The following is a 24,155-nucleotide window of genomic DNA, read 5'->3' on the forward strand; positions in this document are numbered from 1 at the left end:
AGCCCGCCGCACCGCGCGCCGCGCCCGTGTGAGCGAACTCCCAGACACGTCCCTTGATGCATGCAGGTTTCGATGTCACGATCGGGTAACGGGGTACAGACACACGAAGTCGGTGCCTCGGGCAGGAGGGTGACCATGCTGCAGGTCGATGATCAGTTCGAAGTCGCGGCACCTCGCAGCGAGGTGTTTCGTGCGTGGACCGAGTTCGAGCGCTTCCCGGAGTTCATGACGGGAGTGGACTCGGTGTACGTCGAGACCAGGGAGCGCCTGCGCTGGCGCGTGTCGATCGCTGATGTGCCGCGTTCCTTCTACGCGGTCGTCACCGAGTTCCGAGCGGATGAGCGCATCGCGTGGGTGAGCGTCGACCAGACGACGATGGGGTGGTGGATCGACCTCGACGAGATCGACAGCGCGCGCACGCGCGTGACGCTGCGCGTGATCTGGTCGCCGCGAGGCGACGGCCCGCGAGGCCCCGGCATGCACGAGCTCGACGAGCGCACCATCCGCTGCGACCTGCAGCGCTTCAGGATGCGCGCCGAGCAATCGCTCAGCCGCGCGGCGTAGTGTCGCGCCAACCGAGCGCCGTTTGGCGCAGCACGATCCGACCATGACCAGAACGAGGAGCACCATGCCCCAGATGACCGACAGCATCGACGTCAAGGCCCCGATCAGCGCCGTCTACGCGCTCTGGACTCGCTTCGAGGACTTCCCGAAGTTCATGGGCGGCGTCGAGCGCATCACGCAGCAGACCGATGAGCGCCTCCACTGGGAGGTCTCCATCGCCGGTGTCGACCGCGAGTTCGACGCCGAGATCACCGAGCAGCACAAGGACGAGCGCGTCGCATGGCGCAGCATCGATGGCGAGACGCACGCCGGCGTCGTCACCTTCCACCGCATCGACGACGCGATGACGCGCGTGAACGTGCAGATCGACTGGAAGCCGCAGGGCGCCGTTGAGGCGATCGGTGCGCTGCTGCAGATCGATGACCTGCAGATCGGCAAGGACCTCAAGCGCTTCAAGGAGCTCGCCGAGGCGGAGCCCTCGACCAGCGCCGCGGAGTCCGGCTGGGACGGCGACATCGACCGCTCGAAGGACAGCACCGGGAACTGACCCGACTCGGCGCTCCCCGCGGAGCGCCGCACCCACGACGCCGCACCCACGACGCTGCGCCCCGACCCTGTCCTCATCGAGGACGCCCAGGGTCGGGGCGTAGCGTCGCTGCATGGGTATCCAGCACTGGAGCACGATCGACGCCGGCATCGACGAGGTCTGGGCGTGGCACACGCGCCCCGGAGCGTTCCAGCGGATGCTGCCCCCGTGGATGCCTGGCCGGGTGCGGCAGGAGGCCGGCTCGCTCGCAGACGGGCGCGCAGAGCTCGCACTGCCGGGCGGACAGATCTGGGTGAGCCAGCACGACCCCGAGGGCTACATCGAGGGGCGTGCGTTCGTCGATGACCGCGTGGACGACGGGCTGCGATCAGCAGCGCTCGCCGCCGTGCGCTGGCACCACGAGCATCGCTTCGAGCCGGTCGAGTCGGCCGCGGGCGCGGCCACGCGCGTGCACGACCGTGTCGACACGCTCGTCGGTTCGCACCTGCTGCGCCCGATGTTCGTCTACCGCCACCGGCAGCTCGCCGATGACCTCGAGCGGCACCGCGAGCTGGCGGCGCCGTCGAAGACCATCGCCGTCACCGGCAGCAGCGGGCTCATCGGCACCGCGCTGACCGCATTCCTCACCAGCGGGGGCCACCGGGTGATCCGGCTCGTGCGCCGCGAGGCAGGTGATGGGGAGCGGCGCTGGGATCCCCAAGCGCCCGCTGCCGACCTCCTCGAGGGCGTGGACGCGGTGGTGCACCTGGCGGGGGCATCGATCTTCGGGCGCTTCGACGACGCGCATCGCCACCGCATCCGGAGCAGCCGCATCGGTCCGACCAGGCTGCTGGCTGAGCGGGCGGCCGCGAGCGGCGTGGGGACGTTCGTGAGTGCATCCGCCATCGGCTGGTACGGCAGCGACCGCGGCGAGAGCTCGCTCGCCGAGACGAGCGGCGCGGGCGAGGGGTTCCTCGCTGACGTCGTCGCCGACTGGGAGACCGAGGCGAAGGCGGGCGACGCGCAGGGCGTGCGCGGCGTGCAGGTGCGCACGGGCCTGGTGCTGAGCGGCCGGGGAGGCATGCTGCACGTGCTGCGGCCGATCTACCAGGCAGGGCTCGGGGGGCCGCTCGCGGGAGGGCAGCACTGGCAGTCGTGGATCGACTTCGACGACCTGGTCGATGTGTACGCGCGGGCGATCTTCGACGATCGTGTCGAGGGGCCAGTCAACGCGGTGAGCCCGCAGGCCGTTCGCCAGGAGGAGTTCGCGGCGGAGCTCGCCGGCGTGCTCCACCGCCCCGCCGTGCTGCCGACGCCGTCGATCGGGCCGCGGCTGCTGCTCGGCCAGCAGGGCATGCAGGAGGTGGCGCTCGCGAACCAGCACGTCGTGCCGGAGGCGCTCGCCGCGCTCGACCACCGGTTCCGCCGGCCACGGCTCGAGGACGCGCTCCGGCACCAGCTGGGCCGGCAGCGCGAAGCCGGCCGCTAGTCCGGACGCGCGGCGCCTACGCGCCCGTGATCACGAGCCACAGCAGCACGGCGTTGAGCGCGCTCAGCGCGACTGCCGCGGCGACCCCGGCCACGGTCGTCCAGCGGCCGTTCACATGCTCGCCCATCACAGAGCGGTCGGCGGTGAGGCGCACGAGCGGGATGAGCGCGAACGGGATGCCGAACGACAGGACCACCTGGCTGAGCACGAGCGCGAGCGTCGGATCGATGCCGAAGCCCAGGATGATGAGCGCCGGCACGAGGGTCACGAGGCGCCGCGTGAGCAGGGGGATGCGCATGTGCAGCAGCCCCTGCATGATCTCGGCGCCCGCGTAGGCGCCCACCGAGGTGGACGCGAGGCCGGAGGCGAGCAGCCCGATGGCGAACATCGTCGCCACCACTGGGCCGAGTGCCTCCCCGAGCGCGGCGTGGGCGCCCTCGAGCGTGTCGGTGCCCTCCACCCCCGCAAGGTTCGCGGCGGCGAGCAGCATCATCGCCAGGTTGACACCGCCAGCGATCAGCATCGCCACCGAGACATCCAGCCGGGTCGCGCGCAGCAGCCGCACGGTGGTGAGGCCCCCGCGATCGCGGAAGCGGTCGCGCGCGAGGCTCGAGTGGGCGTAGATGGCGTGCGGCATGATGGTCGCGCCGAGCACGCTGACTGCCAGCAGCACCGAGTCGGTGCCCTCGAAGCGTGGCACCAGGCCGCCGACGACCCCCGCCGGATCCGGCGGCGCGACCACGACGCCCCAGATGAAGCCGAGCACGATGACCGCGAGCAGGCCGATGATCACGAACTCGAATGCGCGCGGGCCGCGGCGTGACTGCACGGTGAGCAGCACCATCGAGACGGCGCCGGTGATGAGGCCGCCCACCAGCAGCGGCACGTCGAACAGCAGCCAGAGCGCTACTGCCCCACCGATCACCTCTGCCAGGTCGGTGGCGATCGCCACTCCCTCGGCCTGCATCCAGTAGGCGATGCGGCCGGCGCGCGAGCCGAAGCGCTCGCCGAGCAGCTCCGGCAGGCTCTTGCCGGTCACGACGCCGAGCTTCGCCGAGAGGTACTGGATGAGCCAGGCGACCAGGTTGGCGCACACCACGACCCAGATGAGCAGGTAGCCGTAGCGCGCCCCTGCCGTGACGTTCGCGGCCACATTGCCGGGATCGAGGTAGGCGACGCCCGCGACGAGCGCTGGCCCGAGCAGCAGCAGGCCGAGGTTGCCTCGTGGGCGCCGTGCATGCCGTGTGCGCGGTGCGCGCGGCAAGCGAGAGAAGACAGCCACGCGACGATGCTAGCGCGAGTTTTCGGGCTGCCGAAATCTGGTCTACGGGTAAGCCGAAACGGCGAGGCGCCCTCGTGCGGGACGACGCCTGAGGCTCGATAGGCTTGGGTGTACGCGAACCCGTCGAAGGGAAGCTCCCATGCCAGGAATCGTCATCGTCGGCGCCCAGTGGGGCGACGAGGGCAAGGGCAAGGCCACCGACCTGCTCGGCAGCCGCACCGACTACGTCGTCAAGTTCAACGGCGGCAACAACGCAGGCCACACCGTCGTCGTCGGCGACGAGAAGTATGCGCTGCACCTGCTGCCCTCCGGCATCCTCACTGAGGGCGTGACCCCGGTCATCGGGAACGGCGTCGTGATCGATCTCGAGGTGCTCTTCGATGAGCTCGAGGCGCTGTCGGCGCGCGGCGTCGACGTGTCGAAGCTGCGCGTCTCCGCGAATGCGCACATCATCACCGACTACCACCGCACCCTCGACAAGGTGACGGAGCGCTTCCTCGGGAAGCGCTCGATCGGCACCACGGGCCGCGGCATCGGCCCGGCCTACGCCGACAAGATCAACCGTGTCGGCATCCGCGTGCAGGATCTGTTCGACGAGTCGATCCTGCGGCAGAAGATCGAGGGCGCGCTCGACGTCAAGAACCACATGCTCTCGAAGGTGTACAACCGTCGCTCCGTGACGTGCGACGAGATCTTCGACGATCTGACCTCCTACGTCGAGCGGCTGCGACCCATGGTCGCCGACACCGGACTCGAGCTCTCGCGCGCCCTCGACGCTGGCCAGACGGTCGTGTTCGAGGCCGGTCAGGCGACCATGCTCGACATCGACCACGGCACCTACCCGTTCGTGACCTCGTCGACCGCGACCACCGCGGGTGCTGCGGCGGGCTCGGGAGTCGCCCCGAACCGACTCGACCGTGCGATCGGCATCGTCAAGGCCTACACGACCCGCGTCGGCGCGGGGCCGTTCCCGACCGAGCTGTTCGACGAGTGGGGCGAGCTGCTGCGCAAGAACGGCTTCGAGTTCGGCACCACCACGGGCCGACCGCGCCGCTGCGGCTGGAACGACACCGTCATCACGCGCTACGCCTCCCGCATCAACGGCCTGACCGACATCGTGCTGACGAAGCTCGACGTGCTCACGGGCATCGAGCAGATCCCGGTCTGCGTCGCCTACGACGTCGACGGGCGGCGCTTCGACGAGATGCCCGTCTCGCAGTCCGACTTCCACCACGCGAAGCCCATCTACGAGATGCTGCCGGGCTGGAGCGAGGACATCACGGGCGTTCGCGCGTTCTCGGACTTGCCGGCCAACGCGCAGGCCTACGTGCGCTTCCTCGAGGAGCGCTCCGGCTCACGCATCTCGGCGATCGGCGTCGGGGCCGACCGCGAGGCGATCGTGCAGGTGCACGACCTCATCGACTGAGCAGCCCGCCCGGCCCGGCCCGGCCTGGCCCGGTCTCGCTCGCGGTGCACCCTCGTCGGCCAACCGAGCACCTGGTCTGGCGTGACGATTTTCGGCTTGCCGCACCGCAGGCTCGGTTGGCGGACGGGGTGGGAGCCAGCGATGCCGGGCGAGTGGCCGCACTGGGGCTTGCTCAGGCCGCGGCGTGCTCGAAGCCGATCAGCCAGCGGACGCCGTAGCGGTCGCGCACCTGACCGTCAGTGGCGTTCCACGGGCGCTCCTGCAGCGCGTCGAGCACGGTGCCGCCGGCGGCGAGCGCGTCGAACCAGGTCGTGAGCGTTGGCCCGTCGGCGGTCCCCAGCAGCGCCAGGGCCGCACCGTGCATCTCGAGCGGCTCGTCGTCACCGACCGCGTCTGTGACGAAGAGGGTGACGGCGCCGGAGAGCATGCCGTGCCCGATCGCATCCGGCGGGCCGTCGGTGCGTCCCATGTCGGCGAGCGTGTGCATCTGCAGCTCTCCACCGAAGACCCCCTGGTAGAAGCGGAGGGCGTCGCGAGCGGTGCCCGGAGCCAGATGTAGAGCGACATCGCCGTCATCGTGGAGCCTTTCACGGGGGTTCGTCAGTGCTGCGGCGCAGCGGCGGTCTCGACGATGCCCAGCAAACGACGGTGTTAACGCCGTTCACATCGATGTGCAAGCGAACCATCGGTCGATGCAGTCAAACGCTGAACGACGCTGGACGACGCCGGACGACGCCGGCCGCACGGTGCCGCGGCGTGCTAGATCACGCCGAGTGCGAGCATGGCGTCAGCGACGCGGTTGAAGGCGGCGATGTTCGCGCCCTTCACGTAGTCTCCGGGACGGCCGTACTCCTCGGCCGTCTCCGCGCACAGGTCATGCACACCGCGCATGATCTCGGCGAGCCGCTCGTCGGTGTGCTCGAACGTCCAGGAGTCGCGGGATGCGTTCTGCTGCATCTCGAGCGCGCTGGTTGCGACACCGCCGGCGTTGACCGCCTTGCCGGGCGCGAAGGTGACACCGGCGTCTGCGAAGACGCGAGCCGCGCCCTGCGTTGTCGGCATGTTGGCGCCCTCGCCGACCAGCGTGCAGCCGTTCGCGGCCAGTGTCGCCGCGTCGTCCTCGTCGAGCTCGTTCTGCGTCGCGCACGGGATGGCGATATCGCACGGCACTGTCCAGATGGTGTGGCCGTTCGACGAGAAGGAGGCCTGCGGGCGCGCATCCACGTACTCAGCGATGCGGCCGCGCCGCACCTCCTTGATGTCCTTCAGCAGCTCGAGGTCGATGCCCTGCTCATCGACGATGAAACCGGAGGAGTCGCTGGTGGCGATGACGGTGCCGCCCAGCTGATGCACCTTCTCGATCGCGTAGATCGCGACGTTGCCCGACCCCGACACCACGACGCGCTTGCCGTCGAAGGACTCGCCGCGCGACTTCAGCACCTCGTCGAGGAAGTAGACCGCGCCGTAGCCGGTCGCCTCCTTGCGCACCTGCGAGCCGCCCCACGTCAGGCCCTTGCCCGTCAGCACACCCGACTCGTAGTTGTTCGTCAATCGCTTCCACTGACCGAACATGTAGCCGAGCTCGCGTCCGCCGACGCCCATGTCGCCGGCGGGCACATCCGTGTACTGCCCGATGTGCCTCGACAGCTCGGTCATGAACGACTGGCAGAAGCGCATGATCTCGCCGTCGGACTTGCCCTTCGGGTCGAAGTCGCTGCCGCCCTTGCCGCCGCCGATCGGCAGCCCCGTGAGCGAGTTCTTGAAGACCTGCTCGAAGCCGAGGAACTTCACGATGCCGAGGTAGACGCTCGGGTGGAAGCGCAAGCCGCCCTTGAACGGGCCCAGCGCCGAGTTGAACTGCACGCGGAAGCCGCGGTTGATCTGCACCGTGCCCCGATCGTCGATCCACGGCACGCGGAAGATGATCTGGCGCTCCGGCTCGACGATGCGATTGAGGATCTGCGCGTCGACGTAGTCGGGGCGCTTCGAGACCACCGGACCAAGGCTCTCGAGCACCTCGAAGACCGCCTGATGGAACTCGGCCTCACCCGGGTTGCGGTGCAGCACATCGTCGAAGACGGGCACGAGCTGGGGGTGCAGTTGCGTCAAAGGAGGGCTCCTCGTCGGTGTCAGACAACCCTGCGAGCCTACCGCCGAGCTCGCTGTCGCTGGTCCCCGCCCGCTTCGGGCTGACTCACCGACCGGCTGCGAGCACGCCGTCGAGCCCGGCATCCGGCCGCCTGCCGGTGAGCATCCGCAGGGCTTCGACGCCGACATCGCGGGCGGTCGCGTTGGTGGCCGCCAGGTGCAGGGCGTCAATGAGGTGCGCAGACGGCGGCGTCCAGTCCAGACCGGCGGCATCGGCGATGTCGACGCCGTGCACGGTCAATTCGAAGACGCGCGTGCGCAGGTATTCGCGCAACGGCATGGCGACGCGGCCATCGGAGCCGACTGCCACGAGCCTGGCGGGGTCAGCCAGCGCGAGCGCTCGAACGGCGTCACCGAAGAGTTCGGAGATCGCCGTTGCTGGGTCGTCGCCCAGCTGCTGGGCGGCTGCCCGACCACGCAGCGCGATCGCCTCGTCGTCGCCCTGCTGCCGCAGCACCACCTCGAGGTACTCGCTCGCCGAGTGCACGGTGCTCGTCGCGGGCTCAGGAGCAGACAGGTAGTCGCTGACCGTGCTGATGGCTCGTGAGGTGTGGCCGATGAGCTCTCGCAGGCTCCACTCGCCGAGACCCGGGCCATCCAACGCCCCGCGCGGAACGCGCTCGACCAGCGTGCCGAACTCGCTCGCCGCCGTGCCGAAGTTGACCGTCACGCCAGCATCGTCGCACCCCGTCGCGCGCCCCGCCAGGCCCGCTCGCGCCGCCAGGTCGGCCTGCGGCGCGAGCGTCCTTTCGCGGACCCCCTCTGCTGCTGCCGCCCTGGCGTACCGGATCCGCCGCGGCAGAACCGGTCAACGAGCACGTTGCCCCACGAGAGCTGAGGCGGGGCTCGGCGCGCGCGATCAATAGGGTGGAGGCATGACGACCCCAGAGGAGCAGCTGCAGCGCTGCCGGCGCTCCATCGACAACGTGGACGCCATCCTCCTCCATACGCTCGCCGAGCGCTTCAAGCTGACGCAGGCCGTCGGCGAGTTGAAGGCGGCGTATGGGATGCCGCCGAGCGATCCGAGCCGTGAGCGGGAGCAGATCGCGCGCTTGCGCCGGCTCGCGGAGGACGCGGAGCTCGACCCCGAGTTCGCGGAGAAGTTCATCACCTTCGTGATCGCAGAGGTGATCCACCACCACGAGCGGATCGCCGGCGCCGAATAGCCGCCGCTCAGGCGTGCGGCCAGCCGCGATCGTAGCCCGGTGCATCCGATCGCGTGGCCTCCAGGCCGTTGCGTTCTCGCACCATCCCTGCGGTGCGGAACAGGTCCATGAGCCACCACCCGCCAGCAACCACCGGCACAGCGGCGAGCAGCAGCGTCGACGGGTCACCGGCGAGCACCACTGCCGCAGCAGCGGCGGCGAACGAGAGCATCATCTGGACGGTCGCCGAGCGGACTCGACCGAGGTAGAAGCGGTGCGCGCCGAGCAGCCCGAGGGCGGCGAACAGCGCGTAGGCGATCCTCATCCGTCTGCTGTCGCGCGATCGAGGTGCAGCATCCGGGCCTCCTGGCCGGGAACGCTGGGGACCGTGCCTGATCGGACCGCGGTCGGAGTGAGGCTCGCTGGTGCCCTGCTCCGCACCCTGCAGCGCCCTCGCTGCACGTCCCGCGGCGGTGGGATCGAACGTGAGCGATGGGTCGAGCGTCGGCCGCGGAGCGGGTGGCGAAGGGCGAGGTGTCGACGCGCTCTCGCCCCAGGGTGCGTATGCGCCCCAGTGCGTGCCGTTCCACCAGCGGCGCCTGCCGCTGTCGTCGTCGTACCAGCCAGGCTCAGCGGGCTGCTCTGCGTTCACGCGCTCCAGTGTAGGTCGTGCGCGGAGCCCCGTTCAGCGGTACGGCAGCGGGGGCCACTGCTGTGCGGGCCCATGCAGGGCATGCATCTGCTGGGCCTCTTGGACCAGTTGATGGTTTCTCTCGCGCACCATTCCTCGCAGTGCGAACAGGTCGACGATGAACCAGATCACTGTCGCCACGACGAGCAGCAGTCCGACTCCTAGCCAGGCGGTGGCGACCCCGATCTGCCACATCAGGAGCATCGCGATGGCGCTGCCGACCCTGCCCAGATAGAAGCGGTGTGCTCCGAATCCGCCCAGGAAGATCGCGAAGACGTACGCAAGTCCGACGTCCTTCAACTTCACCTGCGCCTGCACGACCGGCACCTGCGGCGGCATCTGCCACTGCTGGTCGGGCGGCGCCGGTCGGGCCTGCTGCACGTGCATCGGTGCGCGCTGTGCGAGGGCGTGCGTGCCGGACTGATGTTCCGCAGCAATGCCCCAGCGCTGACCGTCCCACCAGCGGCGAACTCCGTCGGGGGCGTCGTACCAGCCAGGCGCGGACGGGATCGGTGTCATGGCTGCATCATAGGTAGCCCACTGGCCGACAAGCGGGAGAAGTGCGAGATCTTCAGGATTCGCTGAGCGGTCGACTCCGGGGCTGACCGCGTCTGGGCGTCAGCCTCGCTCTGCCGCCGCGGCGATGTCGTCGAGATCCTGCTGCATGACCTTGCGCATGGCGGCCAGGCCGAGCCTTGCCGTCAGCTTCGCCATCGTGCGCTGCAACCACGAGGGCGACAGGTAGGAGCCGCTGAAGCGCATCCGCAGCAGCGTCTGCGCGTCGCCGTCGCTCTGCGCGGCCGACTCGAGGGTGAACTCGGTGCGATAGGCCATGCCGCCGGTCTCGGCGGCGATCATCGTGGAGCGGCCCTCATCGATCCCGACGACCTCCATCTCCTCGGTCGCCTCGCGCCCGAGCATCGTGCGGGTCTCCCGCCAGCGCGTGCCGATCGAGTAGCCGATGCCCGCGAGCCGCTCGATGCGCGTCACGCCCGACAGCACCGCCTCGGAGCCCTCAAGGTCGGTGAGCACGCGCCACACCGCATCCGGTGCCGCGTTGATCGAGCGCTCGAGCGTCAACGCCATGTCGGTCATGCCGGCGGCCAGACGCCGATGATGAGCGCCATCGCCGTGATGATGAGGAGCTCGTTGAATGCCGTGTGCGGCGTGACGCGGAATCCACGCGGGTCAAAGGCATCATGCACGATCACGCGCGAGAAGGTGAAGCCGATGAACAGAATCCAGCCCGTGACGAGCGCGTTGAGCAGGAAGCTGCCGCCGTAGAACTCGAAGGAGATCCAGACGGCGCCCGCGAGCACCCACGCGGTCGCGAAGGCGCAGACGATCAGCAGCGGATAGACCCACGGCTTCGGGCCCTTGGCGACCGACTCCGGGGTGTGGCCGATGGCGCGCATCCACGAGGTGCCGAGCACCTTCGGGTGGTAGTAGACGAAGCCGACCAGCATCGCTGCGACGGTCGCGAGTAGGACGGCCCAGATGTTGATGGCCGGCACGGTGAGTTCCATAGTCGAAGCATAGGCGCGGCTGCGTTGCCGGTCGACGCTGCGCTTGAACCGACTCCATGGCGTGGCGCCCGAACAATCGACTTGCCAGACCAAGGGCTCGGTTGAGAAGCGAGCGTTGAGCCCGCCCCGCACAGACGCGCCCCGCGGCCCGGCTTCGGCAGGCGACGGGGCGCGGCCGGCCTTCAGGCGAAGCGGCGCAGCGGTGCCTGGTTCGCGGCCCGCAGCTCATCGAGCGAGAGCGTCGCGACGTCCTGGATCTCGATCGTGCCGCTCGTCGCATCGGTGACCCCGATGCGCAGCGCGGGCACGCCGCGCGCCTCACACATGCCGGTGAACTTCACCTCGTCCTCGCGGGCGACGGCGACGAGCGCGCGGGCGCCCGACTCGGAGAACAGCGCGGCGGTGTCGTCGATGCCGTCGCGCTCCGTGAGCCCGGAGAGCCAGATGCGCGCGCCGATGCCGAAGCGCAGCGCGCCCTCGACGACGGCCAACGCGAGCCCGCCCTCGGAGAGGTCGTGCGCAGCGGTCGCGAGACCCTCGAACGCGATGCCCTGCATCAGGCCGCCGAGCTGCTTTTCGGCAGCCAGATCGACCTTCGGGGGCAAGCCGCCGAGGTGATCGTGGATGACGCCTGCCCACGCCGAGCCATCGAGCTCGTCGCGCGTCGTGCCGAGCAGGAACAGCGCCTGGCCGTCGTCCTGCCACCCGGAGGGCAGTCGGCGGTCGACGTCGTCGATGATGCCGAGCACGCCGACGACGGGGGTCGGGTGGATCTGCGTCTCGCCGGTCTGGTTGTAGAAGGAGACGTTGCCGCCCGTGACGGGGATGCCGAGCTCCGCGCAGCCGTCCGCGATGCCGTCGACGGCCTCGGAGAACTGCCACATGACCGCCGGGATCTCGGGGTTGCCGAAGTTCAAGCAATCGCTCACGCCCACCGGCGTCGCGCCGGAGACGGCCACGTTGCGGTAGGACTCGGCGAGCGCGGCCTTCGCGCCCTCGCGCGGGTCGAGCTGGCAGTAGCGACCGTTGGCATCGACCGAGACGGCGAAGCCGAGGCCCGACTCCTCGTCGATCCGCACCATGCCCGCGTCGTCAGGGGTGGACAGCGCCGTGTTCCCGAGCACATAGTCGTCGTACTGGTCCGTGATCCAGGATGCGTCGGCCAGGTTGGGGCTGCCGGTGAGCGCGCGCAGCTGGTCGCCGAGCGCTGTGCCGGTGACGCGCGGTAGCGCGGCGGCCGAGTCGGCCTGCAGCGCGTCCTGCCAGATCGGGCGCTCCATCGGGCGCTCGTAGACGGGGGAGTCGATCGCGACCGTCTTCGGGTCGACATCGACGATGGTCTCGCCCGAGTGCGTGATGGTGAGGCGGCCGTCGCCGGTGACCTCGCCGAGCACGCTCGTCTCGACATCCCACTTGCCGGTAATGGCGAGGAACTCGTCGAGCTTCGCGGGCGCGACGATCGCCATCATGCGCTCCTGCGACTCCGACATGAGGATCTCCTCGGCCGTGAGCGTCGGGTCGCGCAGCAGCACGTGGTCGAGCTCGACGCGCATGCCGGAATCGCCGTTCGCGGCCAGCTCGCTCGTGGCGCAGGAGATGCCGGCGGCGCCGAGATCCTGGATGCCCTCGACCACGCCCGCAGCGTACAGCTCGAGGCAGCACTCGATGAGCACCTTCTCGGCGAACGGGTCGCCGACCTGCACGGCGGGGCGCTTCGCGGGGCCCTCGTCGTCGAACGACTCGGAGGCGAGGATGGATGCCCCGCCGATGCCGTCGCCGCCCGTGCGGGCGCCGAAGAGCACGACCTTGTTGCCGGCGCCAGTGGCGTTCGCGAGGTGCAGATCCTCGTGGCGCAGCACACCGACGGCGAGCGCGTTCACGAGCGGGTTGCCCTGGTAGACGGCGTCGAACACGGTCTCGCCGCCGATGTTCGGCAGGCCGAGGCAGTTGCCGTAGAAGGAGATGCCGCCGACGACGCCATGCACGACGCGTGCGGTGTCGGGGTGGTCGATCGCACCGAAGCGCAGCGCATCCATGACCGCGACGGGTCGCGCGCCCATCGAGATGATGTCGCGCACGATGCCGCCGACGCCGGTGGCAGCGCCCTGGAAGGGCTCGACGAACGAGGGGTGGTTGTGCGACTCGATCTTGAAGGTGACCGCCCAGCCCTCGCCGACGTCGATCACGCCCGCGTTCTGGCCCATCCCGACCATGAGGCGCTCGGTCATCTCGGGCGTGACCTTCTCGCCGAAGCGACGCAGGTGGGTCTTCGACGATTTGTAGGAGCAGTGCTCGCTCCACATCACCGAGTACATCGCGAGCTCGGCGCTCGTGGGCCGGCGGCCGAGGATGGCGCGGATCTGCTCGTACTCGTCGGCCTTGAGGCCGAGTGCGGCGTACGGCTGCTCCCGCTCCGGGGTCGATGCGGCCGCCTCGACGGTGTCACGGGGGGTGGTGCGGGGTGCGGTCACGGCTCTCCTCGGCGTCGATCCCTTGGCGGGGTCTGCTCGGCGGTCTCACAATCCTATCGGCGTGACGGATGCGTCAGGCGGCCCGGGCGCGCAGCGGGAGTCAGCGACGGGGAGGAGCGCGATGCTCCTCCCCGTCGGCACGAGGATGCCCCGTTCCCGCCCTCGCCCGAGAGGCCAGCACACGGTGATGAGAGGTGTGACGTGCGCGTTGCGCGTGTCGTGCGTGCCGGGCGGATCGGTGAGCAGCTGCTGCTGCCTGGCCGGCCCATCGGCCTGCTGAGCCGCGCTTGACCCCGCGGCGTGGGTTTCGTGCTCGCTCCTGCTCGGGCTACCTGCTCCTCATGCCTCTGCCAGCTGGGCCGTCCAGTTCACCTCCTGGATCGCGAGGTCGAGCTCGCGCAGCTCCTTCGCCACCGCCTCGGCCTGCTCGTGCAGCTCGCGCGGCTCGATCGTCGGCAGCAGCCGCAGCTCCTGCGCGCGCATCCGGTCGCCTGCCGGTGTCGCCGCCGTGGCGACGCGCAGCAGCGCCTGGTGCCGCGAGCGCAGCATCTCCCGATGGGCGAGCGCCGCCGTCATCGAGCGCTCGCCGATCCGCGTCGCCGTGTTCGTCAGATTGATGCGCACCACCAGCTGCTCCAGCTGTGCGCTCACTCCGGCATGCTCGTCGAGCAGCGCGGCGGCGTCGTCCGCGGGCGGCGAGCCCTCCTGCACGAGCGCGCTCCGCACGGCGCGATCGAGCAGCACGTCGCGGCGGGTGGTGAGGTCTGCCCGGTGGGCGAGGGCGGCGGCCAGTTGCATGCGGGCGAGCCTAGTGCGGCAATCTCAGCGCCGTGCGGCGCAGTGGAGCCAGACGGCTCAGGCGAACCACTCGGTGGGCGGGCCGAGCTGCAGCAGCACGGTCACGACGGCGCCGACGGCGATAACGACGATGAGCCCGAGCAGGATCGGGTGGCTGATCGCCCAGCGGAAGAGCGGGTCGATGCCCTTCGCGTCGCGCGGGTCGTCGCTCGCCTCGGTGCGCCAGGGGCCGTCGAGCGCCTGCTTGCGCTCGAGCGAGCGCTCCCACGGGATGGTCGCGTAGGGCACGATCGCCGTGACAATGCCGAGCAGGATGCGCCGCACCGACCAGCGCTGGTTCAGTCCGACCAGGATCTGCGTCGCGCCGTAGGCGACGAAGGCGGTGCCGTGCGTGAGGCCGAACGGGAACAGCAGGCCGTCGAAGTCGAAGGCGTACTTGCCGATCATGCCGATGATCAGCAGCGTCCACGTGATCGTCTCCGCCACCGCGAGGAAGCGGTAGAGACGCTTGGGAGTGAAGGCGCGGTCGGTCGTGGCACTCGTCATGTAGTCAGTCTACATGTTGAGTGCATGACCCCTCGGTCAGCCCCGCAGGTCCTTCCGCAGGATCTTGCCGGAGGCGGACTTCGGGATCGCATCGATGAACTCCACCGCACGCACCCGCTTGTAGCGGGAGACGCGCTCGGCCACGAAGTCCATCACCGACTGCTCCGTCGCCGCCTCATCGGCTCGCACGACGAAGGCCTTCGGGATCTCGCCCGCCGTCTCATCCGGCACGGCGACCACCGCAGCATCCGCCACCTGCGGGCTCGTCAGGAGCAGTGCCTCGAGCTCTGCGGGCGCCACCTGGTAGCCCTTGTACTTGATGAGCTCCTTCAAGCGGTCGACGATCGCGACGTTGCCGTCGGCGTCGACGTGCGCGATGTCGCCCGTGTGCAGGAAGCCCTCCGCGTCGAGCGTCTCGGCTGTGGCCTCGGCGTTGCCGAGGTAGCCGAGCATCACGTTGGGCCCGCGCACCCACAGCTCGCCGCGCGCCGAGATGCCCTCCGCCGGCACCGGGATCTCCGCGCCCGTCTCGATGTCGACGATCTTCGACTGCATGTTCGGGATCGTCGCGCCGGAAGTGCTCAGCGGCGCACCGCTGCCGCGCGGCATCACATGCGAGACCGGGCTCAGCTCGCTCATGCCGTAGCCCTGCAGCACCTCGACGCCGAGCCGCTCGGCGACCGCCTGGCCCAGTGCCTCGTCCAGCGGCGCGGCACCCGACAGCACCGTCGTGAGCGACGACAGGTCGTAGTCGTCGACGAGCGGATGCTTCGCGAGCGCGACCGCGATGGGCGGGGCGATGAACGCGAACGTGATGCGCTGATCCTGGATCAGCCCCAGGAACTGGGCGAGATCGAAGCGCGGCATGGTCACGAGGGTCGCGCGCTGCCGCAGCGCGATGTTGAGCAGCACCGTCATGCCGTAGATGTGGAAGAACGGCAGCACGGCGATCACGCGATCCTCCGCCCGCACGTCGATGAGCGGCACGCACTGCACGACGTTCGCGACCAGGTTGCGGTGCGAGAGCAGCACGCCCTTCGGGTTGCCGGTCGTGCCGGAGGAGTAGGGCATGACGGCGACGTGCGTTGCGGGGTCGATGGCGACCGATGGCGCGGCATGACCCTCGGCGAGCAGGTCGGCGAGGCTCGGGTGCCCCTCGAACCCGTCCATCACGACGATCCGGTCGGCCGGGATGCCGCGTGCGGCGGCGGCCTCGATCGCCTGCGGCGCGAGCGGCGAGACGGTCAGCAGCATGCTCGCCTTCGAGTCCTGCAGCTGCTTGCCGATCTCGGCCGCGTTCATCATCGCGTTGATCGTCGTCGCCGTGGCACCGGAGCGCAGGATGCCGTGGAACGCGATGGCGAACGCCGGCACGTTCGGGCTGTGCAGCGCGACGACATCCCCCGGTCCGAGTCCGCGCGCCGCGAGCGCACCGGCGAGCGCGAGGCTGCGGTCGACGAGCTCGCCGTAGCTGGTCAGGGCGCCGGATGCGCCGTCGATCAGTGCGGTGTGGTCTCTCTCCGCGTCGGTCAGGTCGTCGAACAGGAGGTCGAAGACGCTGACCTCCGGGATCGCCACGGGTGCGTGCGGGCTCTCGAACATGCTGACTCCTTCGTCGGCGGATGGCCGTTGGTGAGGAGCATAGAACCCGGGGGCTGGCTCAGGCTGCGACGGACTCCAATGCCGACTTGAAGATCTCCAGCCCGTCGAGGCCCGCCTTCATGCGCGTGGTCGTGGGGCCGAAGCCCAGCTCGACGGCGTGCTCGGGGTGCGGCATCAGGCCGACGACGTTGCCGGCGGCGTTGGACAGGCCCGCGATCTCGTCGATCGAGCCGTTCGGGTTGTCGCCCAGGTAGCGGAAGGCGACGAGGCCCTCGCCCTCGATGCGCGCGACCTCCTCGGGCGTGGCGACGAAGCGGCCCTCGCCGTTCTTCAGCGGAATGACGATCTCCTGCCCCGTCTCGAAGCGGTTCGTCCACGCCGTCGAGGTGCGCTCGACGCGCAGCCGCTGATCGCGCCGCACGAACAGGCCCGTCTCGTTGCGCGCCAGGCCGCCGGGCAGCAGGCGTGCCTCGGCGAGCATCTGGAAGCCGTTGCAGATGCCGAGCACGGGCATCCCCTTGTGCGCGGCCTCGATGACCTCGGTCATGATCGGCGAGAGGGCCGCGATCGCACCGCAGCGCAGGTAGTCGCCGTACGAGAAGCCGCCCGGCAGCACGAGCGCGTCGACGCCGTGCAGGTCGTGTTCGCCGTGCCAGAGCGCGACCGGCTCGTGCCCGGCGAGCCGCACGGCGCGCTGCGCGTCCCGGTCGTCGAGCGTGCCCGGGAAGGTGATGACACCGACCCTCACTGGGCTGCCTCCTCGACGACGCGGACGCCCACGACATCCTCGATCACCGTGTTCGCGAGCACCTGGCCGGCAACCTCGCGCACCTGCTCGAGCAGGGCATCCGTCACGTCGCCCTCCACGCGCAGCTCGAAGCGCTTGCCGACCCGCACATCGCCGACGGCTTCGTGGCCGAGGCGGGCGAGGGCGCGGGTGACCGCCTTGCCCTGCGGGTCGAGGATCTCTGCCTTCGGCATGACGTCGACGACGATGAGGGCCATGGGCTGCTCCCTGCGGTTGTGGAACGGGGGGTGTGCCTCCAGTCTACGGATGGCGCGAGCCGGGCCTGCGTGCCGCCGGGATGCGCGACGGGCGCAGTCGCGGCGACGCTCGCGGCGGGTTCTGTGCCGCGTCGGGCTAGGGTTCACGCATGACCTTCAGGGGCGATGCGAACTTCGACACCACGGCCGTGAGCAAGGGCGGTGGTGGCCGCGGCCCGAGCGGCGGCGCGATCGCGGTCGGCGGCGGTGGCATCGTGACCGTGATCCTCGTGGTGCTGTCGATGATCTTCGGCGTCGACCTCACTGGCCTGTCGCCGAGCGACCCGATCAGCCCGCAGTCTCAGTCGCAGTCCCAGGACAGCGAGGAGGTCACCGGGTGCACGGGCGAGGAGGCCAACGATCCCGCCAACGTGACGTGCCGGATGGAGGGCGGCGCCGACTCGATGTCGCAGTTCTGGACGACGACGATGGCGGCCAACAACATCGAGTATGCGGATCCCTCGGTGCAGCTGTTCGACCGCCAGGTGTCGACCGGATGCGGCGACGCGTCGAGCGCCGTCGGCCCGTTCTACTGCCCGCCGGATCAGCGCATCTACCTGGATGAGACGTTCTTCGCGCAGATGCGCGACCAGTTCGGGGCGGATGGGGGCAACCTCGCGGAGCTCTACGTGCTGGGGCACGAGTGGGGCCACCACATCCAGAACGTCACGGGCCAGCTCGGCCGCGTGCAGCAGGGCGACACGGGCCCGCAGTCCACGGCGGTTCGCAGCGAGCTGCAGGCCGACTGCTATGCGGGTGCTTGGATGGCGGGCGCGTCGCAGACCGACGACAACGACGGCAGCGCACCGGTGCTGGAGCCGCCGACCGAGGAGCAGCTGGGGCAGGCCCTTGACGCTGCGAAGACCATCGGTGACGACAGCCTGCAGGAGATGAGCGGTGGTGGCGTCAACCCGGAGGGATGGACGCACGGCTCGAGCGAGCAGCGCCAGACCTGGTTGCTGAACGGCTACAACGGTGGCGTCGGCGCCTGCGACACCTGGAACGCCCCCGAGGTCTGACCCGAGCCCGCCGCCCGTCGAGGGGCCCCTGCCCGCGGTCGAGGAGCCCTCGCCCGCCCGTCGGTCGAGGAGCGCCCGTCCGCCCGTCGGTCGAGGAGCGCGCCGGCGCAGCCGGCGTGCGTCACGAGACCAGAGGGCCGGCGCGGCATCCGGTCTCGTGACGCGGCCGATCTGTCGATCGCCCGCTCCTCGACCTGCGGTTCGACCGCCCGCTCCGGACCTGCGGTTCGGTTGCCCGCTCCTCGACCTACGGTTCGAGCGCCCCCGCCCGTCGGTCGAGGAGCGCGCCGGCGCAGCCGGCGTGCGTCACGAGACCAGAGGGCGGCGCCTACGCGCCGCGCCCCGCCAGCCGCTTGAGCAGCTCGCGGTATCGCGCCGCCGTGCGCGCCACGATCTCCTGCGGCAGCTCAGGTGCCTCACCCGTGCCATCCCAGTTGGCCGCGAGCCAGTCGCGCACGATCTGCTTGTCGAACGACTCGACCCGACCGTCCGCAAGCGCGGCCGCATCCCAGTACCGCGACGAGTCCGACGTGAGCACCTCGTCCGCCAGCAGCAGCTCACCCGTCACCCGGTCCCGCCCGAACTCGAACTTCGTGTCTGCGAGCACGAGCCCGGCGTCGGCCGCCACCGCGGCGGCCCGAGCGTAGACCGACAGGCTCAGCGCCCGGATCGTCTCCGCATCATCACGACCGACCAACTCAGCGGTGCGCTCGAAGGAGACATTCTCGTCGTGCTCGCCCTGCGGCGCCTTCCACGCGGGCGTGTAGATCGGCTCGGGCAGTGCGTCGCCGTCGGCGAGCCCAGCGGGCAGCTCGACCCCGGAGATCGAGCCGGTCTGCTGATACTCCTTGAGGCCGGAGCCGGTGACGCGACCGCGCACCACGCACTCGACCGGCAGCATGTCGAGTGTGCGCACGAGCATCGCCCGGCCACGCAGCGCCGCGGGTGTGCGCGCCTCGGCATCGGGCGCGAGCTGCGTGGGCAGCCCCAGCCGCTCGGTCCACCACAGCGTCAGCGCCGTCAGCAGCTCGCCCTTGCCGGGGATCGCGGGCCCCAGCACCTGGTCGAAGGCCGATACCCGGTCGGTGGCGACCATGAGCATCTCGGATGCCGTCTCCAGCGTCTCGCCGTCGGCCACGTAGAGGTCGCGCACCTTCCCGCTGTAGGCGAGGCTCCAGCCAGCCAGCTGCTCGCCCGCGTGCTCGGTCATGCGTCGGCAGCGATGTCGCCGCGCGACTGCCCGCCCTGCAGCTCGATGCGTGCGAGGGCGGCGTAGGCGCGATCGCGGGCCTCGGTGAGCGTCGCGCCGGTGCCGACCACGTTCAGCACGCGGCCACCCGTCGCCGTCAGTCCCAGCTCGCCCTCGCCGGTCGCGGCGTGCAGCACGTGCACGCCCTCGAGCGCCGCAGCCTCGTCAACACCTGTGATGACCCGACCCGTCGTCGGGTTGCCGGGGTAGCCCTCGCTCGCCAGCACGACGGCCACGGCCGCCGAGTCGCGCCAGATCAGCGGTGCCGCCGATCCGAGGGTCCCGGTCGCGGCCGCCAGCAGCGCATCCGCCAGCCCCGATTCGATGCGCGGCAGCACGACCTGCGTCTCGGGGTCGCCGAAGCGCGCATTGAATTCGATGACCTTGACGCCCGACTGCGTCACGATCAGGCCGCAGTAGAGCAGCCCAGAGAACGGCGTGCCGGCGTCGGCCATCGCGCGGATCGTCGGCAGCGCAACGCGCTCGACGACGTCATCGACGAAGGCTTGCTCGCTGCCGAAGCGCTCGGCCAGCCAGGGGAGCGGCGAGTAGGCGCCCATGCCGCCCGTGTTCGGCCCCTGGTCGCCGTCGCCGAGCCGCTTGTAGTCCTGGGCTGGAGCCAGCGGCACGACGGAGACGCCGTCGGTGAGCACGAACAGACTGACCTCTGGCCCCGCGAGGAACTCCTCGACCAGGACCGGGCCCTCGGGCAGGAAGTGCTCGGCATGCGTCTCGGCGGCCGCCCGATCGTCGGTGACGATGACGCCCTTGCCCGCGGCGAGGCCGTCGGCCTTCAGCACGTACGGCGGGCGGGATGCGTCGAGCGCGGCCCGCACCTCGTCCATGGTCGTCGCGGTGGTGTCGATACCGGTGGGAACGCCGGCGCGCGCCATCACGTCCTTCGCGAACGACTTCGAGCCCTCGATCCGCGCGGCCGCCTTGGTCGGGCCGAAGACCGGCACGCCGGCCTGCTGCAGCGCATCCGCCACGCCTGCCACGAGGGGCGCTTCCGGGCCGATCACGACGAGGTCGAACCCACCGTCGCTCGCGAACTCGGTCACGAGCTCCGGCGACTTGATGTCGATGCGCACGGTCTCCACCTCGTGCTTGATGCCGGCGTTGCCGGGAGCTGCGGTGATCTCGTGACCACCCTCCGCCACGAGCGCCGCAATGATGGCGTGCTCGCGCGCGCCGCTGCCGAGAACCAGGATCCGCACCCGACCATTCTACGAACGAACGCGAGCTTCGCGAGCGGCGGGTGGATCGGGCCCCGTCGGGCGACGGGTGCGCGCACCTCCGGCGCAGCTGTCAGCGCGCGCGGCTAGCCTCGAACCGTGGCGAAGCGCATCCCCGATCATGCAGGCATGGATGCCGTGCGAGCCGCGGTCGCGCCCGACGCCGAGCGCGCCGAGCGCGCGCTCGCGGTGCGCTACACGCTGCAGTGCCTCGCCGAGCGCGCACCCGGCAAGAGCGTGGAAGTGCGGGTGCCGCCGTTCGGCGCGGTGCAGGCGGTCGAAGGCCCCGGGCACACGCGCGGCACGCCACCGAACGTGATCGAGATCGATGCCGCGACCTGGCTCGCGCTCGCGACCGGTGCCGAGACCTGGCCTGAGGCGCGGGAGCGCGGTGTCGTGCACGCCTCGGGGGTGCGGGCGGATGTCTCGGCCTGGCTGCCGCTGGTTCGCCTGTCGCCCTAGGCGCGCCCAGCGGCGCGGGCCATACTGAGCACATGGCGCAGGTGGTGAGACCCCAGGGTTGGATCGGCCCGCTGGTCACGTTCGTGATCGGCATCATCCTGCTGTTCAACGGTGTGCCGGCGCTCATCCAATGGCTGCCGTGGATCGCGCAGTCGGCTGTGCTGGTCGGCATCGACCAGGCGCTCGAGACCGCGCTCGTGCCGCTGCTGCTCGCGGGCGCCGCGACGTTCATCGGCTTCCTGATGATGCGCGGTGGCTTCGGTGCGCTGCGCCAGCTCGCCCGTGGCGCCTCCGCGCGCGCCTCAGAGCAGGCCCGCTCTGGCGTGCAGCAGGTGCGACGCGGGATGACGCAGCGCTCCGGCGAGCTCTCCTCGCAGGCCGAGCACCTCGTCAACCGGGTGCCGCAGTCGTGGCGTGAGCGCATCGAGGCGGCCGCGTCTGCCGTCGAGCGCGAGCGTGCGCACCGTGCCGGCACCGCGACCGGGCAGCCGGGTGGCGACCAAGCGCAGCGAGCCGGAAGCGGACAGGATCCACGCCAGGGCCAGGCGCAGCAGGCGGGCGAGCCGTACCTCGGCCAGGGGCGTCAGCAGGGCCAGGGCCAGCAGCGGGGCCAAGGGGGACAGCAGGGCCAGGGGCGTCAGCAGGGCCAGGGCCAGCAGCAGGGCCAGGGCCAGCGCACGCAGCCAGCCAGTTCACAGCGCCAGCAGCAGGCGCCAGGGGGTCAGCGGCTGCAGCGCATCGACGAGCTGCGCCAGCGCGTCGACGTCCGGCAGCAGCAGGCGATGCACGCTGAGCAGCAGGTGGCGAGGCAAGCAGCCGACCAGACGCGTCGTGCTGCGAACATGGCCGCCGACCGTGCGGCGCAGGTGCTGCCGCAACGCCTCGATGCCGCGACTGCCGCGCTCGTCGGAGCGCTCGACATCGCCGATTCCGAGCGCATCCGGCGGCGCGGCTCGACGCTGGTGCGCTCGTCGTTGACGACGGGCGCGCTCTCGAAGACCTCGCTGCGCACGAACTCGCTGCTGCGCCACCGCTGATCGTCGAGAGATCGCGCCACCGCTGACCGCCGAGGTGTTGCGCCACGGTTGACGGTCGAGCGGCCGCGCCCTCCCTCGCCCGTCGGTGCCGCACGCATCCGCTCACCGCGCGCTCGCTGTCCTCGGCACCCGTACGAAACGGTCGCCTGAACGGGGAGGACGCGACCCTTGGGTACCGCCCGCGGCCCTGCGGGCGGCGGCCCCCTCCGGCTCGGGCCGTCCGGGTGCGGCGTCGGATGCGCGCGTGGGATCATGGGGGCATGGAGCCGACCCCCGGATCGCAGCCCGACGACGCGAGCTCGACCCCACCCAGCACGCCGACGAGCGACCCGCGCCGCCAAGAGGTCGAGGTGCGTGTGCGCCGCTCGCCGAAGTACGGCCCGTTCATGGCGATCGGCGCGATCCTCGGGGCGGTCGCCATGTGGGTCGCGGGTCTGCTCATGCCCGCCGCGGTGAACGAAGCCGGTCAGCGGGTCGACACGCTGCCCGTCGTCGGCCTGGGGATCGTGCTGGGCTTCGCGGTCGGTGCGGGGATCGGCGGGCTCGTGGCCGTCCTCATCGACCGCAGGCTGTCGAAGCGTGCCTCCACGCTGGTCGCGGAGCAGACCGATGTCGACGTGCAGGACGAGCGCGGTCCAGGCGGGCTTTGAACGTGGTGGCTCGGCGCGCGCGGCTCGGCTCGACGAACGCGCTCGCCTGGGTCGCCTCCGGCGCTGCCGCCACGGCGCTGGCGACGGATGCGCTCACCGGCGACGTCGGCCCGCTCGCCCTCGCGCTCGGCACGGTGGGCGCGCTCGCCGGGGCGGCGCTCGGCCTGCTGGCGCCCGCGACGATCGCGATGCGCACGCGGCTGCTCATCGCGGGCTCGCTCGCGCTGCTCGCGTGCATCGCGGCCGGCGCGCTGGCACTGCTGCAGCAGCCGCCGCAGCTCGCGGTCGCAGTGGCGCTCGGCATCGCGGCCGGTGTGCACACCTCCGCCGTCCGGGCGGGAGCAGCCGTTGACGTCTCGCTCGCGCCACGAGTCCGACCGGCACCCGCGCTGCTGGCGGCCGCGGTCGGTGCTGGGCTGACAGCGGCCGCCGGGCTGCTGCCCTCGCATGCCACGGGCACTGCCCTGCTTGTGGCGGCCGGCCTGCAGCTGGTCGTGCTCGCGCTGATCGCTGCGGCTCCGGGTGCCGAGCCGGGTTCCGCATCCGTGGCCGACGATCGACGTGCGGTCGGGGAGCACGTGCGCCCGAGGTCACTCAGCGGTGCCGACACCGCGCAGCTCGCCGCCGGGCGCCGCGCACCGATCGCGCCGCCGGCACTCCTGGCGCTGCTCGCGGTCGCCGCGGCGGCCGCGGGAGCGATTGCGGCGCTGCGGCCCGGACTCTCGGCGATCGGCGCAACGGATCCGGTGCCCGCCGGCCCCATCGCCATCACCCTCGCAATCGGTGCGCTGCTCGGCCCGCCGCTCTCGGTGCTGGCCAGCCGGGTCGGGGCGCCGGCTGCATCGCTCGCCGTCGTCGGCGGGGGAGCTGCCCTCATCGCACCTGTTGCGCGGCCCGGCGTGCTGGATGCGATCGCGGCCGTCATCCTCGGTGTCGCGCTCGCGACGGTCGTCGCTCTTGCCGAGCTCGCGCGTCGTGCCGGGCAGCGGCTCGCGACCGGCGCCAGCGCCCTTGTGGTGCTCGCAGGCGGAGCGGGCGCGGCGCTCGCGGGCCTGCTGCTGGCCGCCGTGCCGCTGCCCGACGTGGTGCTGGGTGCGGCGCTCGCCTGCCTCGTGGCGGGCGTCAGCATGTGGGCACCGGGCATCGGGGCCAGGCGGATCGCCGGATGATCGGCGTGCGGCCGGCGGCCGCATCCGCCTCCGCCGCCTCGTGCGGCAGGCTGCGCGACCGCGGCGGGCGGCCCGC

General features: G+C 71.0%; 26 protein-coding genes. 10 read left to right on the forward strand and 16 right to left on the reverse strand.

All coding sequences use genetic code 11. The annotated features are described in order from the left end of the window. Nucleotides 1–135 precede the first annotated feature (135 nt). The 3 genes from ACJJVL_RS13040 to ACJJVL_RS13050 all read left to right on the forward strand — a co-directional run bounded on the left by ACJJVL_RS13040 (nt 136) and on the right by ACJJVL_RS13050 (nt 2,579). Entirely contained in the window at nt 136–564 is a 429-nt protein-coding gene (locus ACJJVL_RS13040) for an SRPBCC family protein (protein ID WP_405219318.1), read from the forward strand. Between the two features lie 73 nt (nt 565–637). Further along, nucleotides 638–1,111, forward strand: a complete 474-nt coding sequence (locus ACJJVL_RS13045; protein WP_405219320.1) for an SRPBCC family protein — start codon at nt 638–640, stop codon at nt 1,109–1,111. Nucleotides 1,112–1,223: 112 nt separating this feature from the next. Then, nucleotides 1,224–2,579, forward strand: coding sequence for a TIGR01777 family oxidoreductase (locus ACJJVL_RS13050; RefSeq protein WP_405219322.1), 1,356 nt, complete (start codon nt 1,224–1,226; stop codon nt 2,577–2,579). A 16-nt stretch (nt 2,580–2,595) separates the two neighbouring features. Here ACJJVL_RS13050 and ACJJVL_RS13055 read toward each other — a convergent pair whose 3' ends face one another. After that, nucleotides 2,596–3,843, reverse strand: coding sequence for an Nramp family divalent metal transporter (locus ACJJVL_RS13055; protein ID WP_405219715.1), 1,248 nt, complete (start codon nt 3,841–3,843; stop codon nt 2,596–2,598). A gap of 157 nt (nt 3,844–4,000) precedes the next feature. On the opposite strand from ACJJVL_RS13055, the gene ACJJVL_RS13060 reads away from it, so the two are divergent. Continuing rightward, complete coding sequence (locus ACJJVL_RS13060; RefSeq protein ID WP_405219324.1) at nt 4,001–5,287, forward strand: adenylosuccinate synthase; 1,287 nt, start codon at nt 4,001–4,003, stop codon at nt 5,285–5,287. Between the two features lie 172 nt (nt 5,288–5,459). Here ACJJVL_RS13060 and ACJJVL_RS13065 read toward each other — a convergent pair whose 3' ends face one another. The 3 genes from ACJJVL_RS13065 to ACJJVL_RS13075 all read right to left on the reverse strand — a co-directional run bounded on the left by ACJJVL_RS13065 (nt 5,460) and on the right by ACJJVL_RS13075 (nt 8,105). Then, complete coding sequence (locus ACJJVL_RS13065) at nt 5,460–5,774, reverse strand: VOC family protein (protein WP_405219326.1); 315 nt, start codon at nt 5,772–5,774, stop codon at nt 5,460–5,462. A 272-nt stretch (nt 5,775–6,046) separates the two neighbouring features. Further along, nucleotides 6,047–7,396: an NADP-specific glutamate dehydrogenase gene (gene gdhA / locus ACJJVL_RS13070; protein ID WP_405219328.1), complete on the reverse strand. Its 1,350-nt coding sequence runs from the start codon at nt 7,394–7,396 to the stop codon at nt 6,047–6,049. A gap of 85 nt (nt 7,397–7,481) precedes the next feature. Further along, nucleotides 7,482–8,105, reverse strand: a complete 624-nt coding sequence (locus ACJJVL_RS13075) for a maleylpyruvate isomerase N-terminal domain-containing protein (protein ID WP_405219330.1) — start codon at nt 8,103–8,105, stop codon at nt 7,482–7,484. A gap of 205 nt (nt 8,106–8,310) precedes the next feature. Here ACJJVL_RS13075 and ACJJVL_RS13080 point away from each other — a divergent pair, with 205 nt between their 5' ends. After that, nucleotides 8,311–8,601 carry a chorismate mutase gene (locus ACJJVL_RS13080; RefSeq protein ID WP_405219332.1) on the forward strand — a complete coding sequence of 97 codons (291 nt, stop codon included), beginning with the start codon at nt 8,311–8,313 and terminating at the stop codon, nt 8,599–8,601. Between the two features lie 7 nt (nt 8,602–8,608). Here the strand turns inward: ACJJVL_RS13080 and ACJJVL_RS13085 are convergent, their stop codons facing one another. From ACJJVL_RS13085 to purS, 10 genes are all read right to left on the reverse strand, one after another. Continuing rightward, nucleotides 8,609–8,905: an NINE protein gene (locus ACJJVL_RS13085; RefSeq protein ID WP_405219334.1), complete on the reverse strand. Its 297-nt coding sequence runs from the start codon at nt 8,903–8,905 to the stop codon at nt 8,609–8,611. Nucleotides 8,906–9,265: 360 nt separating this feature from the next. Further along, nucleotides 9,266–9,790, reverse strand: a complete 525-nt coding sequence (locus ACJJVL_RS13090) for an NINE protein (RefSeq protein WP_405219336.1) — start codon at nt 9,788–9,790, stop codon at nt 9,266–9,268. A 99-nt stretch (nt 9,791–9,889) separates the two neighbouring features. Beyond that, a complete protein-coding gene (locus ACJJVL_RS13095; RefSeq protein ID WP_405219338.1) occupies nt 9,890–10,366 on the reverse strand; it encodes an SRPBCC family protein in 477 nt (158 codons plus the stop codon). Further along, a complete protein-coding gene (locus ACJJVL_RS13100; protein WP_405219340.1) occupies nt 10,363–10,797 on the reverse strand; it encodes a DUF1761 domain-containing protein in 435 nt (144 codons plus the stop codon). The genes ACJJVL_RS13095 and ACJJVL_RS13100 overlap by 4 nt, the downstream gene beginning before the upstream one ends. Nucleotides 10,798–10,979: 182 nt before the next feature. Further along, nucleotides 10,980–13,268: a phosphoribosylformylglycinamidine synthase subunit PurL gene (purL, locus tag ACJJVL_RS13105; RefSeq protein ID WP_405219342.1), complete on the reverse strand. Its 2,289-nt coding sequence runs from the start codon at nt 13,266–13,268 to the stop codon at nt 10,980–10,982. Nucleotides 13,269–13,607: 339 nt separating this feature from the next. Further along, the gene (locus tag ACJJVL_RS13110) at nt 13,608–14,066 is read right to left on the reverse strand and encodes a DIP1984 family protein (RefSeq protein ID WP_405219344.1); all 459 of its coding nucleotides are present in this window, start codon (nt 14,064–14,066) and stop codon (nt 13,608–13,610) included. A 57-nt stretch (nt 14,067–14,123) separates the two neighbouring features. Continuing rightward, nucleotides 14,124–14,612, reverse strand: a complete 489-nt coding sequence (locus ACJJVL_RS13115) for a DUF3817 domain-containing protein (RefSeq protein WP_405219346.1) — start codon at nt 14,610–14,612, stop codon at nt 14,124–14,126. A 36-nt stretch (nt 14,613–14,648) separates the two neighbouring features. Then, nucleotides 14,649–16,214: an AMP-binding protein gene (locus tag ACJJVL_RS13120; RefSeq protein WP_405219347.1), complete on the reverse strand. Its 1,566-nt coding sequence runs from the start codon at nt 16,212–16,214 to the stop codon at nt 14,649–14,651. A gap of 58 nt (nt 16,215–16,272) precedes the next feature. Further along, nucleotides 16,273–16,962 (reverse strand): phosphoribosylformylglycinamidine synthase subunit PurQ, encoded by a 690-nt coding sequence (gene purQ / locus ACJJVL_RS13125; RefSeq protein WP_405219349.1) that lies wholly within the window; start codon nt 16,960–16,962, stop codon nt 16,273–16,275. Next, nucleotides 16,959–17,219 carry a phosphoribosylformylglycinamidine synthase subunit PurS gene (gene purS / locus ACJJVL_RS13130; RefSeq protein ID WP_405219351.1) on the reverse strand — a complete coding sequence of 87 codons (261 nt, stop codon included), beginning with the start codon at nt 17,217–17,219 and terminating at the stop codon, nt 16,959–16,961. The genes purQ and purS overlap by 4 nt, the downstream gene beginning before the upstream one ends. A 149-nt stretch (nt 17,220–17,368) precedes the next feature. On the opposite strand from purS, the gene ACJJVL_RS13135 reads away from it, so the two are divergent. After that, a complete protein-coding gene (locus ACJJVL_RS13135) occupies nt 17,369–18,277 on the forward strand; it encodes a neutral zinc metallopeptidase (RefSeq protein WP_405219353.1) in 909 nt (302 codons plus the stop codon). Between the two features lie 328 nt (nt 18,278–18,605). Here ACJJVL_RS13135 and ACJJVL_RS13140 read toward each other — a convergent pair whose 3' ends face one another. Together ACJJVL_RS13140 and purD are read right to left on the reverse strand one after the other, a co-directional pair. After that, complete coding sequence (locus ACJJVL_RS13140; protein WP_405219355.1) at nt 18,606–19,487, reverse strand: phosphoribosylaminoimidazolesuccinocarboxamide synthase; 882 nt, start codon at nt 19,485–19,487, stop codon at nt 18,606–18,608. Further along, nucleotides 19,484–20,743, reverse strand: a complete 1,260-nt coding sequence (gene purD, locus ACJJVL_RS13145; protein WP_405219357.1) for a phosphoribosylamine--glycine ligase — start codon at nt 20,741–20,743, stop codon at nt 19,484–19,486. Before purD ends, ACJJVL_RS13140 begins: the two co-directional genes overlap by 4 nt. Nucleotides 20,744–20,860: 117 nt before the next feature. Between purD and ACJJVL_RS13150 the strand changes: the two genes are divergently transcribed. From ACJJVL_RS13150 to ACJJVL_RS13165, 4 genes are all read left to right on the forward strand, one after another. Continuing rightward, nucleotides 20,861–21,223: a sterol carrier family protein gene (locus ACJJVL_RS13150; protein ID WP_405219358.1), complete on the forward strand. Its 363-nt coding sequence runs from the start codon at nt 20,861–20,863 to the stop codon at nt 21,221–21,223. A gap of 32 nt (nt 21,224–21,255) precedes the next feature. Continuing rightward, nucleotides 21,256–22,260, forward strand: coding sequence for a hypothetical protein (locus ACJJVL_RS13155; RefSeq protein ID WP_405219360.1), 1,005 nt, complete (start codon nt 21,256–21,258; stop codon nt 22,258–22,260). A 260-nt stretch (nt 22,261–22,520) separates the two neighbouring features. Beyond that, the gene (locus tag ACJJVL_RS13160; protein WP_405219362.1) at nt 22,521–22,910 is read left to right on the forward strand and encodes a hypothetical protein; all 390 of its coding nucleotides are present in this window, start codon (nt 22,521–22,523) and stop codon (nt 22,908–22,910) included. A gap of 2 nt (nt 22,911–22,912) precedes the next feature. Further along, entirely contained in the window at nt 22,913–24,079 is a 1,167-nt protein-coding gene (locus ACJJVL_RS13165; protein ID WP_405219364.1) for a hypothetical protein, read from the forward strand. The last annotated feature ends 76 nt before the right edge of the window (nt 24,080–24,155 follow it).

The sequence above is a fragment of the Agrococcus sp. Ld7 genome (assembly GCF_045064095.1).
Taxonomy (GTDB): Bacteria; Actinomycetota; Actinomycetes; order Actinomycetales; family Microbacteriaceae; genus Agrococcus.